Genomic DNA, 14,199 nt, shown 5'->3' on the forward strand with positions numbered 1-14,199 from the left:
GGCGAATTCCAGTGGTGCCTGCAACACGGGATTTAGTTGACTGGGTTCGAGACTAGCTCGGCGAGGACTTCTGCGGGCGTTCGGTAGCCGTGTCGTTTGCGTGGCCGGCGGTTGAGTTCCGCGGCGACGTTCTCGAGGATTCCGGGCCCGTGGAACGACAGATCGGTGCTTTTCGGGAAGTACTCGCGCAGGAGCCCGTTGGTGTTTTCGTTGCTGCCGCGCTGCCAGGGCGAATGTGGGTCGCAGAAATAGATCGGCATGCCGGTCGCCATCGTGATCTCCTGATGCCGGGACATCTCCGCTCCTTGATCCCAGGTCGTCGAACGGCGCAACTGCTCGGGGAGGCTATTCATCGCGGTGATCATGGCGTCGGCGACGGTGCGGGCAGTATGGTTCTCGGGCAGATGCAGCAACATCACGTATCCCGTAGTGCGTTCGACGAGGGTCCCGATCGCGGATTTCGATGCCGTTGATCCGATGATTAAGTCCCCTTCCCAATGGCCGGGAACGGCGCGGTCCTCGACCTCGGCCGGCCGGTCAGAGATCATCAACATCTCCTGGAACCGTTGCGGGCGAGGACCCTCTGGCCTTTGCGGGCGCCGACGCACCCGTCCGGACCGCAGCGCCGTCGCAACTTCCAGGCGCAAGGATCCGCGGCCTTGGACGTAGAGGGCCTGATAGATCGTTTCGTGTGACACCTGCATCTCCGGATTCTTCGGATGCTCCACCTTCAAGCGGCCAGCGACCTGTTCCGGGCTGAACCGGTCGGTGAGCATCGTGGTGACCTGTTCCCGTAACGCTAACCCGTCCAACTTCCGCGGCTTCGGCCTGCGTGCACGAGCCCACGTCTGCTCCTGCGCGAGCGATGGCGAATACCGGTCACTGACACGGTTCCTCGCGATCTCCCGGCTGATTGTCGACGGAGCCCGGCCCAGAATGCCGGCGATACGCCGCACTCCATGGCCCTGGGCAAGCTGAAACCCGATCTCTTCCCGCTCACGCAACGACAAGAGCCCTGCACGGGGCACACTGAAATCCGGAACCGGCGATGGCAACACCTTCTGATGGTCGCTCAACCACCGGTACGCAGTCGGACGCGACACCCCCGCGGCCCGCGCCGCTACGGCTACCGGCAGCCCGGCATCCAGCCCTTCCCAGAACGCTAAACGAACACTCAACGGCGACCACGGCCTGCCCATCGACGACACCCCACAGAATTCAGGGTGTTGCTCTCACCACCTGAACTCGCCGCACCTGGGTTATGAGACACATCGCTTAGAACTGCTGAGAAGGGGTTCGACTGCGCGTAAGGGGATCCTTCACCGGCTTCGGTCACCGTGCGACTTAGGTGAACGAGTCAACCAAACCGGGGGCTGACCCCTTCGAGGGCCGCCCTCGAGTGCCGATCGTGGAGACCAGCACGCCGCCCTCGGTCGGCAGCACCCGCCAGACCCTGCCTTTGCCCTCGACCCGGAGGCCGCCAGCGCCCACGATCAGGGCCGTGCGCTCGTCAATGCCAAGCCCGCCCGCGACCAGCCCTGACTCGACGGCCGCGACCAGTCGGGACAGCATGCCGCGCTCGGCCACGTGCGCATCGATGGCCCCGTCGACGAGGCCGATGCCGGCCTCGATCTCCAGCTCGTCGCCCGCTTCGTCGGGGTCCTCAGGTGAGACGACCACGCCACCGATGCGCGAGCCGCTCCCGAGCGAGCCCTCCGCCGCGATCATCGCGCCGGCCGAGACGCCGAGGTAGGGCACACCGCCGGCGACCAGCCGGCGCAACTCGCCGAACACCGGCTCGAGCCCGGCGCGCACGTCCTCGACGACGCCGCCCCCCACCGCGATGCCGTCGACGTCGGCGATCGTGCCGAGCCCGATCGGCACGCCGGGCCGCCCCGCGGTCAGGCGCACCTCGATCGCGGGCCCCGTTCCGGCCTCGGTCAGGAGCTCGCCAAGCGCCGCCGCCTTCTCCTCGGCCTCGGGGTGCAGTGAGATCACGGCGACGCGCGGCCGGCCGCGGCCCGCTCGTAGCGCCGCTTCGGCGACGAACGGCGCGTAGAGAGGGGCATCCGCGCCCGTAGTCGCGCCGCCGCCGATGAGGTGCACGCTCACGCGGCATCATCCCCAGCTGCGACAGCAAGCGATGGTGCCGCATCGCCGAACTGGTCCCAGGTGAGGATCTCGCGGCGGCTCCCGTCGACGCCTGGCCGCCGGACGAGCGCCGCAGTGGCGCTTTCATATCGGGTAAAGCAACCCAGGCCGAGTCTCACGGTACACACGCGCATAGTCCCCCTTATGCCGACATTTCGTTGAGTCAACCACGCCGCTATCGAATTGTCGACGGTTTCCCTGGTCGATTCCGACATGCGCTTGCGTTGAGCTGATGTTTGAGGTTCACCAGATTGTCTCGGAACCCTTGGGATACGAGACGTCTCATCCACCGAATCGGGAGCAAAGAAGGCAGACCCGGATTTCGTGGAATGCCGAGGGATCTCCCATGACCGGCGATTCTCGTAACTATGTCTCGAAGCCTCCTGGTTGATTCGTTGCATCCAACGTCAGTTATGGGACACCCAGAAGGCAGACATGACGAAACTCATCGGCTATGCACGCGTTTCAACGCGGCAGCAGTCCACCGACCGGCAGCAGGCAGATCTTCTGGCCGCAGGAGTACGTCGCGATGATCCCTATATTGAACGCTGGTCGCCCCTCCGCTCCCCCGGTCCGAGCCGAGCTGCGAACCCGACCAACCCTTTGACCCGCGGCCGCCAGCCGAAGGAACAACCTTGACTGAGGCGCACAATTGGCCTCTATCGGCTGCTCAGTGGGCGTCGTCGTGCGCTTTTTTACGTCCTAGCTGATGCGTCCAAGGCCACTAGGTTTATACCCGTTCGCCACGTCCCGCTCTCGGATCTTCTGCGTCTTTTCCCTGCCGGTTGAATGCCGTGGCAGTTACGGAACCCGCTGATCATCTGCGTACGCGCTGAAATCCGTATACGGGCCGGGAACTCCCGATCTCCGCATAAGCATGATGCGGCGAAAGTGCGTCGCCTTACGGATCTCGGCTGAGGGAAGCCCTACATGGCCCAGAAGGTTTGTAACCAGGGCGTCGGAGATATCGAGGAGCGGGAACACCATAGACACCAATATCTGCGCCCACGGCCCAGAAAGCCCTTGAGTCAACCAAATGTTCGAATGCGTGGCGCCAGAGTTCAGACCCCAAGCGAAGTGCACCAACGGGGTGTACTTTTGGCTCAGGTCAGTGCTCTTAACATCGACGTTAGCCACCTTGCCCTCACAACGGACGTTTTGCGCCTGCCCGGTGCTCTCCTTCACCTGGACCTCCAGCCCTATACCTCTGAATAGGTCTACGGCTCCTGTTCTCGCTTCCTGGACTCTCTGCAGATCATCACGGCCGTCGTCCACCACCCCCTCCAGCGTGTGAAGAACCGGAATGCCACCCTGAACCTTCGCTAAGAAATCAGCAGCAGACCGGGCAAGTCGCTCCTGGGGAGAAATTGTGGGATCCGTCAGCGAGCAAATTCTGAGCGCAGCATCATGTATGGCCCTGACACAGCTCATGATTGGGTGGGGAAGCATCTTGCTATCGGCCAGAAGCGCGAGGATCGCCAGCCGGTATTCCTCCATGGTCTGCAAAAGCGTGGCCACAGACTCAGCGGCGCTGACGAACGCACCCTGCACCAACTCTGCGTCGTCCGCTTGCTCCGCCCATTCTCGATCCCGCAGCGCCGGCGATCCAACTAGCGGAGAAGCGAAGTTCTCAAGGGCACTCTTAGCAGCGTCTTGGATTAAAAGCCCCTGCTGGCGAACGATTCGTTGCATAAGCAGGTTCTCATCGGGCTCCTGTACTGGCATGGCCCCAAACTACTTCAAAATGGCCTCTTCGCCTGCCCAAGGGTCTGTTGACCAAAACTGGGAGCACCGACAGCGCCACCGCGATGGGACTGTACAGGTCAGAGTGAGTTGGCCTCGTGGTGCGCGGCCAATTCCTGGGCTGTCATGCCGGTATCAATCCAAATTTCGTCGGGCAAGAACCCTGATCCCACCCGATTTCCTCCGACGTTTAGTCGCTTCCAAGTAAGCTCATTGGCAATGTCGCCGGCGCAGCTGCTTACTCCCCGGAGTGCTACGGCCAGTTCTTGCGAATTTGGTCCCAGTCCCGCCCGGATCAAGGGATGTGTATCCCCTTGGGTATAAAGTTCTTTGACGAGTCGCTGTGCCACTGGGACGTGCCAGCGTTCGTTTAGGCGCCTGTCGACGGCGTACAGGTGGACATTCCAAAGATCCCCGAGCCTGCCAATCCACAGCAGTCTTTCGTCTCGCTCTCTCAGCGTCTTTGTTTGCACCCCGCCGAGATTGTCGCCGCCAGACCCTTCGGCGCCGATCCTGTGTTCGATGTCAAGATCGCTCTCCGCGTCCGAGAGCGCTTCCAAAGCATCAGAGAAACCTCTGTTGGCCATCACCATTTTCGCGTTCCGCAGCACCTCAAACTGCTGCCACGCATCCTCCAACGCTTCGGAGGTGATGGATAGAGATTCAGAAAGCACAGGGCGGAGAAATTGGTAGAGCCGCGGAGACGCGTTTTCTAAAGCCCGGTCCGTGCCGAAAATGCGTGCCAGCAGCTCGTCCTCATCCCGATGCCCGCTTGGCACCTCCCGCGATAATAAGCGGCGTAGCAGGGGGTAGCGCCTAGAGGCTACGGCGGCGATACCGGCAGCGTAGAACAGAATAGAGCCAGCTATGTGGTTCATCCGGAGTAGCTTCACGAGGCCAGAGGCCCGTGGCTGATGTGAGAAACGATCAAGTTCTTCAATCCACCACCCATCAGTGTCATCGCTTCCCCAGTACGCAAGGGTTGAAACCAAAGCAGCCGGTACCCTGCATGCCTCTTCTAGCCTCCCGACCATCGCCAGGTAGCCGTCTTCCGCTTCGGTTGGATTGCTCCCCAAGTTCAGTTCGGGGACGCGGCGAAGCCTGTCGAATTCCCGAGACAGTGTGTCGTGCAGACGAATCGCAACCCAGCGTCCGGACAGTTCTCTCTTGGCTGTCTCAGCAGCTGCGGAGACAGTAAGGGGGTGACGGGCCGCGCGATTCGTCAGGGCTGCAAGGGAGTCGGAGATGCGTCCGAAAGCAGTATCTGCGTCTAGGGGCACTAGGTAGCCGTTCATCAGCTGCCTGAATTCTGCAGCTAACGTGGATTGAAAGCCGGGCTCAACCCACATCATGGTGTACCGCGAAGGATAGTTCGCTTTGATTGCACTCACTAGAGCAGGATCGTAGGTTGCCGACCAACCGGCGATGATCAAGCCATAGTCGCGAAGGATACAACGCAGAAGCTCCAACATTTCCGGTTCATAGACATCAAGCTCTGCCGTCGTATTCAGCATGGAGCTCGGGTTGAGGTAGTCCCCATGTAGATGGACAATGCAGCATTCCAAGGTATGAAGCGGAGCCAACCCGGCCACGTCGCCCGCTGACGCAACGATTGTCGGCTCAATGCCTTCATCCCTGATTGCCTGCTCCAAAAGCCTGTCGAAGTTAAGCGTGACCAGAACCCTCAAGGACCCGGCCTTGACCAGTTTGGCAATCGACCTATGCGCCAACGTAGGCTTTCTCGCCTCGGTTTCATCGTCAGGATCGGCCGGTTCGAAGTATTCGCGCAAGAGCCGTTGTCGCTCTAGCTGGGACGGCGCCAGCTTCTCCAGTAAATTTTCGTACCGGGCTTCCTCACCAAAACGTGCTTCGTACCAGGCCGCAGGATCCTCAGGTTCATCTTCTCCCACAAGCACGGCAACCCGGGAAATCAGATCGGTTACTACACCCCAAGCAGTGAGAATTCCGCTCGGGGCAGAAACGCCGGCGCCAAGGAGTACTGCGTATGCCCCTGGGTTTGCCCGCAGAGAAAAGGCAAGAGATAACAGTGTGTCCTCGTCAAGGGTGGCAGTCGTCATGGAATCACCATACGAGGCTGGAACAGGATCAATCACGCAAACGGAACGTGTCCCACTCTCCTGCAACCGACACATACCTCGGGGGTCCCAGTCTCACTTGCATGGAATTCGGACGGTCAATGTCGAAGCCCTCGGCGGCCGCCGCAGTCCGGGCGTCCCGTAAGCTATCGCAAACTAGAAGAGCACTACGCAGCTGCATTTGCGACTTCCGGCACATCATTGCGGCTGAGAGCCCTGGTCAGTGACGAGACGCTGACGCTGAGGATCTGAGCTGTCTCCTTCAAGGTCTTTCCTTGGCTGCGCAGCTGGCGGGCGGCCTCTGTCTTGGAAGGGGTCATGGTTCGAGGGCGGCCGCCGAGCCGGCCGCGGGCTTTCGCCGCGGCCAGGCCGGCCTTTGTCCGCTCAGACAACCGTGATCGTTCGTACTCGGCAAGTGACGCGAACATATCGAAGATGAGCTTTCCATGGGCGCTGGTGGTATCGAGCCACGGTTCAGCGAGAGAACGGAACCCTATCCCCCGCCGTCCTAGCACAGTCACAATGTCGGCCAAGTCAGCGGTACTGCGGCCCAACCTAGTCAGATCAGCAACGGTCAAGACATTCCCGGGCTGCAGGTAGTCCAAGCATTCCTTCCACCTCGTCCTTGCTTGGGTGGCACCGGAGGCGTACTCCTGAAATACACGCACAGCCCCGGCATCGACGAGCGCATCCACCTGGGAATCAAGCGACTGTCCGCGGGTGCTTACCCTCGCGTACCCAATTACATTGCCAGACACGTCAAAAAGCCTCCGTACCAGGTTTTGACCAGACTTCATTTCGAAAACCAGTTTTGACCAACGATATGGGTGCTTTTGCGGCTTCTTCTGGCGACATGCCGAAGGCGGTCAAATACGGTCGTTTTTGACCGTAGCGAATAGGGCACCTTCACCGGGCCGTTTTTGCGGGCGGGTCTTACGGGAAATCCATGGGCCCGGAAGCCCGCTTCTGAAAGAGTGAAGTGTGTTGCCCTGCTGCCGCCGGTTGAGGACCGGCTTGCGGGACGGTAGGCGGACCGGCCTCGGCTCGGTCGCCTTGGCGGCCAGGGCCCTGAAAGTCGTGGGCCGGCCCGAAGGCTCGAGGTTGTCGTAGACGGCCGGCTGGAACGTCATTCCCGTCCCGTCGATGGACGCGACACCCATGTTCCAGATAGCGCTGAGGGATCCGGGACGCGAATCCGGGTAGCGGACGTAAATCAGCATCCCGCCCTCCGGGTCGAGCCTGGCCGCGGTTGTCCTTTCCCGGCGGCCCTGGAAAAACCACAGAACCGCCGCATAAACAACCCACATGACTCCGCCGAAGACAGCCTGAGCAAGCGGCCGCCCCCAGCTGACCAGGAGCGCTATCCCCCCACCCACACGGCGGGAACGGCCACCAGCGGCACCACCCTGCGGTGGGCGGCTAGCCACTTCCTCGTGCCGTTCACTCGTCCTCCTTCCATATCTTGGTATCTCTCCCTGCTAGAAGACCCGGGACCGCGTACCGGTCCGGGGTCCCATGGAGTTCAGTGCTCGCTCCAAATCTTCTTAGCAGCGGTCGGCGCCGCACCTCTGACAAGAGGGCATGAAGCGGCATCGAGAAACGAAGGAATCCTGGTCAAGCTGTCAGGAATCCGGTCAAAGAGTAGAGCATCAAGGCAATCGCAACCACTAGAAGGCCTATTACGATGCCCCGGCCGGGGAAGGGCTTCCCGGCCGCCGGTCGCTTAGATCTCACATACAGGAAGCACCCCCAGAAGATGACAAGCCCGGCGACAAGGGGGATAAATTGCACAGTCACCACCCCGCTGAGCACGCCACTGCTGCCGCAGCGCCGGTAAGTGTTCCAAAAGCTCCAGCAATTCCAGAGAGGACGCCGAGTCCCAGTCCTTCAGGGAGCCCTATTACTGTTGAGTCTACGACTAGAGACGCTACGAAGAGTCCCGCGGCGAAAACTCCTATTCCTACCGCGGCAAAACCGAGGTTGGTGCAAACGGTGCCGCGTCCCGTTGGATCGCTGTGGTTGATGGCGTCGCATGCCGCGAAGGCGTAGCGGTTGGCGTTTTTGGGGTTCAGCGGTGCGTCGAGCGTGTCCTGCTGTGTCCAGCGGCCGTCGGTGGGGTTGTACCAGCGCTGGCCGTATTTGACCCAGCCGGTGACGCGGTCCTGGATGCCGGCCTTGAACATGTACGGGTTCTGGGACGTGCCCAGCCCGCCGGAGTTCGCGGTAATGGTGGGGACACCGTACGGGTCGTAATCGTACGCGAACGCCCGGTACGCGGCGCTGGTGATGAGGGCGGCCGGGTTGCCTGTGCCGTCGTAGACATAGAGAGACTGCATTCCCGAGCTGGTGCGCAGCATCAGCGCTTCCCCGGTGACCGGGTCGTGCTCGACGTAGGCCGTGGCGGTGTCCTTCTTGTACTGCTCGATGATCGGCTGGCCCTGGGCGTCGGTGCGGCCGTAGACGACCTTGTAGGTCCCGTTCGGGGTCGTCTGGGAGAGCACCTCGTTCTGGGAGGACCCGGCGTAGGTGTAGTTGTAGGTCGTTCCGCCCTTGGTCACCGAGGTCATCTGCTGGGCAGCGTTGTAGGCGTAGGTTCCGTTCGGGTCCTGGGTGAGGTTTCCGGTCCCGTCGTAGCTGTACCCGGCGCTGCTGATCTGATTCGCCGCATTGGCTGTGAAGCTCTGGCTCGCCCCCGTCCCGCCGCTGGCGGTGAGCCGGTTCCCGCGGGAATCGTAGGTGTATGTGTAGGTCGTCGGCGTGGTGCCGCCCGTGACAGCGGCCTGGGTGAGGCGTCCGGCCTTGTCGTAGGAATAAGCGGTGACGGCGCCACTGAGGTTGTTCTTGACCCACTGGATCTTGGACCGGTCCGCCGACGCGGTGGACGGGCAGGTCGGTGCGGTGGAGCCGGCGGAGTAGCAGTAAGTCAGGTCAACGACGTTGCTGTTGCTGGCATCCCCGGAGCCCTGCTCGGCCAGGACGTGGGTGACGCGGCCGCTGCGGTCGTAGTCAGTGTGCGTGTGTGCTGCCCAGGTGGTGCGGTCCGCGCTGGCCTGCAGCCAGGTGTCGGTGCGCCGGCCCCGGTCGTCGGTCGCGACGGCCAGGGTCTGGGGTGTGCCGTTGTAGAGGTAGGTCATGGTGGTCATGACGCCGGAGTCGTCGAAGGCGTAGCTGGTGGTGCCGCGGGTGTCGGTGGTGGAGACCAGGTTGGAGGCCTTGTCGTAGGCGTAGGCGATGGTCCCGCCGGCGGCCGTGTCGACCCGGGACGTGAGCCGGCCCATCTGGTCGTAGGTGTAGGTGGTGGTCCCGGAGCCGTCGACGCGGGTGAGGACCTGGCCGTTGGCGTTGTACGTGTAGGCCACCGCCGGGGTGCCGTCCGAGAAGGACGTGCCCGCCAGCCGGCCGACGGCGTCGTAGGTGTAGGTGGTGGTGTTGCCGCGTCCGTCGGTAGCCGTGGCCGGCCGGGCCCAGGCATCGTAGGTGAACGTGCGGGCGCCGAGCGAGGTTCCGGTGACCGGGGTCAGGTCCGTGAGCTGGTGGTCGGTGTCGTAGCGGTACAAGGTTTTGTTCATGCCGTTCCCCGGTGCCAGGGCGGAGACGACGGTGCCGTCGCCGTTCGTGTTGTATTCCAGGGTCGCCGTGGCCGCCATGGCGTCAGAGGAGGTCAACGCGTTTCCGGCCCCGTTATAGGTGTAGAGCGACTTGTTCCCCGAATCGTCCGTGGTGGACGTGGCCAGGTACTTGGTGTTCGCGGCCGTGTTGGCGTACTCGGCCTGGCCGGCCGCGCCTCCCTGGGATGTCGATTTGGTGATGGACTGGCCGGAGTTGGCCCCGTAGGTGTTGGTGATCGTCCCGGATGTGGTTCCGGTGCCCTGCGTGGCGGTGAGCGTGTCGAAGTCGCCGGTGTAGGTCGCAGCCTGGGCCCGGCCCATCGCATCCGTCGCGGAGGTGACGCGTCCGCCTGTGCTGAGGTTGTACGTGGCGTGGGGTCCCGTAGCCACCACCACGGCGGGGTCGGTGTTGGGGCCCGCGACGAGCGTCTGGGTACTCGACGGGTAGCTAATCCTGGTGATCGAGTTGCCCGGCGAGCCGACGGAGGTGTTGACGCGTTCGATCTGCGTGACCCGGCCGGAGGTGTCGTAGGTCAGGAGGGTTTTACCCCCGGTGGGCGGGGTGATCGCCGAGATCCGCCCGCTGTTGTAGCCGAAGGTCGTGATCTTCCCGGCCGTATCGGTGAACCTGGTCCAGTTGCCGTAGCCGTCATTGAACAGGGAGGCCGACCTGGTTGCGGTGCCGTTGGTCTGTGTGATGGTCGCGAGGGTTGCCGAGTAGGAGTCGTAGGCGAGGGTCGCCGTCCGGGCCCCGCTCACACCCTTGGTCGCGGTGATCTTGGTAATCTTCCCGGTGTCTGGGGTGAAGGTCGTCGTGTTGCCGTTGCGGTCGGCGAGGGTCTTCACGCGTCCGTCGGCGTTGAAGGTCACGACGGCGGCGTTGGTCCGGGAGGTCAGCGTGTAGGTGCCGTCCGTGGAGTTCTTGACCAGGTCGGCCTTCGTTCCGACCGGCGCGGTGAACGCGGTTGTCGATCCCGAGACCGGCGTGAACAGTGCCGAATAGCCGTCGCCGGCGGTGTAGAGCACACCGGACGGCGTGGAGGACAGGGAGCCGGTGCCGCCGAAGTTCAGGGTCCAGCGGGCAGCTGCGTCCCCTTGCGTTGTCTCGGTGGACTCGGAGTTGAACACGGCGCCCAGCGGGACGTCGCTGTTGACGCCCGGCAGCGACAGTCCGTTGACCGAGACCATCAGGTTGCCGGTGCCGACGTCGACCGAGCCGGACACCTGGTCGGAGATCTGCAGCGGCAGCCGCGTCGCCCCGGGCCGGGAGCCGAGCTCGCCGATGGTGGTCTGCTCCCCGGACGAGGCGCCGGGGATGACCATTGGAACCGGAACCACCGCCAGGCCCGGCCCAGCGGTCCCGGCCAGCAGGCCCACCCCAAGCGCGGAGGCGATAACTCCACGGAACAACAAAGCCGGCGGCCTATGGCCACCGGCAGATCGATTTGAACATTGCGGCATGCGCCGCTTTCCCCCAACAAGCATTACAGCTCCCCAGCAGTAAGTGAGTGATGACGCTCACCTTACGACTTGGTTTTATCAGTTGACTAGAGAAACGTAGCTGTTAATTTTGTGACAAAAAGTCATGCCTCTGTCACGTGGAAGCTTCCCTTGAGGCCGAGGCCGGCGCCCATCACGACTGCATTACCCTCTGGGCCCCGCTACGGTTTCCAACGGCGGGGAGCACGTCACAGGAATGTTCAACCGACCAAAGTGCTGCCGGGATGGGCCAGTTTCAACCGTCCTTCCGGGGCCAGAACTACTTGACACAATCAGCCGGTGCGAGCAATCTCGTCCACGGTGGTCCGAGCATCAGCCGGGTCGTGAGCCGGTGCGGATCAGGTGCCTACCTGCAGCCAAACATTAGCTGTTCGGGAGTCCCTGGTGAATTTGATGTGCCAGCATCCTGGCTGGTCAAGCACTAGAGCAGAACCGTATTCATCACCGGGCCGGGCGTAGTTGCTTGATGGGTGGAATTCAGGACCCCATGTCAGACCCGACTCGCCGCCGCCGGGTCGTGTCACCGTCACTGCCGGCGGGCCAGATCCGCTGATACGCCAGACAATCTTCTTTTCAGCTTCGGAGGCCCGAAGGAATCCCTCCGACTGAACCTGGCCATACAGCATGATTCCATCCTCGGACGAACCCTCAACTTCGGTACCGTTGACAGCACTTTTTAAGATTCGCGAGGGTGACGCACATTCAGCCCTGGTCGTTGATGGCTCGGCGGAAGCAGCTTGTGGACTTTCAGAGGTGCAGCCAGTGGCCACTAGCGTGAGGCAAACAAGGACAGCAGCCCTACGGTCGAAACCCTGTCCGGAAATAGGGTCATTTCTGAAAACCAATGGCCTTCCCATGGCATGAAGCCTCGCATGTCGAGCATCGGAAACATAGAAAGCCCACAATCTTCACGCCTACGCTCGCCTCTTCGGTATCGCTCGACCCAGTTTTCAGACCCCATGAAGATCGATTGTCCACTATCCCCCAACGCTTGCCGCGCATTCGGCAGCAAGACCATACGCAAGTCGCCGCCCCTGTCTACATCGCCGGGTTCGGACCCGAGTCAGGGCGGCTTCCCGTGGAAGCTTGAGCCCGAAATCCGAACCTTGGCCTTCGTCTACGTATCAAGGCGTGCGGTGGGCCGGGGCGAACTGTGCCGCGCGGGTGCTTTCTTCGGCGCGGATAAGGTGCACGAGCGCGTTGATGAGGGCCAGATGGGTGAACGCCTGTGGGAAGTTGCCGAGGTGACGGCCGCTCACCGGATCCAGCTCCTCAGCGTAGAGGCCCAAGGGACTGGCAAGGGACAGCAGACGTTCGCACAGTGCCTTGGCGCGTACCACCTCTCCGATCTCGACCAGGGCTGAGACGAGCCAGAACGAGCAGGTCGTAAAGGTCCCTTCGTCGCCGGTGAGACCGTCGTCGGTCTGCTCGGTGCGGTAGCGAAGTACGAGTCCGTCCCGGGTGAGTTCATCGGCGATGGCCAAGACCGTGGCGCACACGCGTGGATCGTTGGCGGGCAGGAATCGGACGAGCGGAACAAGGAGAAGCGAGGCATCGAGGTTCGTTGTGCCGTAGGACTGGACGAACACGCCTCGGTCGTCGACACCATTGCGGCAGATGTCCTCATGAATCTCTGTTGCGATGGCGTCCCACTTTCGGGCGTAGTCAGCCTGACCGTGCAGGCGCGCCAGCCGGGCACCACGATCCAGGGCGACCCAGCACATGAGCTTGGAGGAGGTGAAGTGCTTCGGTTCGCCACGGACCTCCCAGATGCCGTGGTCGGGGTCCCGCCAGTGGGCAGCGGCTTGCTCGACCTGGCGGAGCAGGACGGGCCAGAGCGGCTCGGGAAGCTGGTCACGGGATTTGGCGTGGAGGTAGACGGAGTCCAGCATCGTGCCCCACACGTCGAGCTGGCGCTGGTGGGCGGCCGCGTTGCCGATCCGGACGGGGCGGGCGCCGTCGTAGCCGCCGAGTCCCTCGACCGTAACCTCGGGAAGATCTCTTTCGCCGTCGATGCCGTACATGATCTGCAGGTCGTCCTCGGCGGCGACATCGCGGATGAAAGCGAAGAAGTCGTCGGCTTCCCGGTCCAGGCCGAGGGTGTAGAGGGCCCAGAGCGCGAACGTGGAATCGCGCACCCACGTGTACCGGTAGTCCCAGTTCCGCTCTCCCCCGGGTGCCTCGGGCAGCGAGGTGGTGGGCGCCGCGACCAGAGCCCCAGTCGGTGCGTAGGTGAGGCCCTTCAACGTCAGCGCGCTTCGCTGCAGCTGCTCCCGCCACGGGTGGTCGGGGAACTCGCCCCCGGTGATCCATTGCCTCCAGAACTCAGTGGTCTGCCACTGCTTGCGCGTGGCTTCTTCCCACGTCCGCGGCGGGGGCAGCGACCCCCAGGAGAGCGCGACAAAAGCCTGCTCGCCCTCGGTCATCCGGCTGCGGATGACCACGATGGAGTCCTCGATGCCCAGCCGGCGGTCGGTAGTCAGACGCAGCACCGGATCCCCCTCATCGCCGCTGACGGTCACGGCCTCTCCGTATTCGGGACCGGAGAAATCCCACCGTGCCCGGCGCCGGCCGTAGCTGAAGACCGGCTCGCACAGCACGGACAGCTCAACCGCACCGTTGACGCACCGGACGGTGCGCAGAAGGCAATGCTCGGCCTCGTAGTTCGTCGGCGGGCGGCGGTACCGGCCGGCCCTCTCGTCGGTGTGGTGCCACGGACCCATCACCAGGGCATCCCTCACGATCAGCCAGCCCGTCCTGGTCTGCCAGGTGGTCTCCAGGATCAAGCTGCCGGGAAGGTAGCGGCGCGCAGTGGGCTCCCGGACGCCGTACGGCGCCACCTTGAAGCCACCCGCGGCGCGGTCGAGGATAGTCGAGAACACACTCGGTGAGTCGTGACGCGGCACGCACATCCACTCGACCTGCCCGCTCGATGCAATCAAGCAGTTGGCCTCACAGTCAGACAAAAACCCATAGTCGGCGATCGGCGGATACGGGCTCGTGCCGGTCCCGGGCCGCCGCCTCCCCTCTGCCCCTGACCGGGCGTCGATCCTCACCACCCCAGTATGTTCCCCTCAGAGTAAGTTGAGAATCCCTGTCGG

Annotated in this window: 7 protein-coding genes and 1 pseudogene; 1 reads left to right on the forward strand and 7 read right to left on the reverse strand. The window is 63.0% G+C overall.

Annotated elements, in window-relative coordinates:
* Positions 1–32: 32 nt before the first annotated feature.
* Positions 33–1,199: an IS30 family transposase gene (locus tag C560_RS0100005; RefSeq protein ID WP_026536638.1), complete on the reverse strand. Its 1,167-nt coding sequence runs from the start codon at positions 1,197–1,199 to the stop codon at positions 33–35.
* 145 nt (positions 1,200–1,344) lie between these two features.
* Positions 1,345–2,112, reverse strand: coding sequence for a Type 1 glutamine amidotransferase-like domain-containing protein (locus C560_RS20750; RefSeq protein WP_051532905.1), 768 nt, complete (start codon positions 2,110–2,112; stop codon positions 1,345–1,347).
* Between the two features lie 474 nt (positions 2,113–2,586).
* On the opposite strand from C560_RS20750, the pseudogene C560_RS23680 reads away from it, so the two are divergent.
* A pseudogene (locus C560_RS23680) lies at positions 2,587–2,697 on the forward strand (recombinase family protein); the annotation flags it as partial.
* Positions 2,698–2,952: 255 nt separating this feature from the next.
* Here C560_RS23680 and C560_RS0100015 read toward each other — a convergent pair.
* The 5 genes from C560_RS0100015 to C560_RS20760 form a co-directional block, all read right to left on the reverse strand.
* Positions 2,953–3,876, reverse strand: coding sequence for a hypothetical protein (locus tag C560_RS0100015; protein WP_026536639.1), 924 nt, complete (start codon positions 3,874–3,876; stop codon positions 2,953–2,955).
* 98 nt (positions 3,877–3,974) lie between these two features.
* Positions 3,975–5,972, reverse strand: a complete 1,998-nt coding sequence (locus C560_RS22520) for an SIR2 family protein (RefSeq protein WP_197026066.1) — start codon at positions 5,970–5,972, stop codon at positions 3,975–3,977.
* Positions 5,973–6,157: 185 nt separating this feature from the next.
* On the reverse strand, positions 6,158–6,748 hold the full coding sequence (locus C560_RS0100025; protein WP_026536640.1) for a recombinase family protein: 591 nt from the start codon (positions 6,746–6,748) through the stop codon (positions 6,158–6,160).
* A 1,035-nt stretch (positions 6,749–7,783) separates the two neighbouring features.
* Positions 7,784–11,008 (reverse strand): RHS repeat domain-containing protein, encoded by a 3,225-nt coding sequence (locus C560_RS0100040; protein ID WP_155855684.1) that lies wholly within the window; start codon positions 11,006–11,008, stop codon positions 7,784–7,786.
* Positions 11,009–12,222: 1,214 nt separating this feature from the next.
* Entirely contained in the window at positions 12,223–14,157 is a 1,935-nt protein-coding gene (locus tag C560_RS20760) for a glycoside hydrolase family 15 protein (protein ID WP_197026067.1), read from the reverse strand.
* Positions 14,158–14,199 lie beyond the last annotated feature (42 nt).

Origin of the sequence: Arthrobacter sp. 9MFCol3.1, assembly GCF_000620385.1 — a bacterium.
Taxonomy (GTDB): domain Bacteria; phylum Actinomycetota; class Actinomycetes; order Actinomycetales; family Micrococcaceae; genus Arthrobacter.

What these genes read in the sequence shown, in the direction of transcription:
- C560_RS0100005 (WP_026536638.1), bottom strand. Translation starts at nt 1,199, where the DNA reads ATGGGCAGGCCGTGGTCGCCGTTGAGTGTTCGTTTAGCGTTCTGGGAA.
- C560_RS0100015 (WP_026536639.1), bottom strand. Translation starts at nt 3,876, where the DNA reads ATGCCAGTACAGGAGCCCGATGAGAACCTGCTTATGCAACGAATCGTT.
- C560_RS22520 (WP_197026066.1), bottom strand. Translation starts at nt 5,972, where the DNA reads ATGACGACTGCCACCCTTGACGAGGACACACTGTTATCTCTTGCCTTT.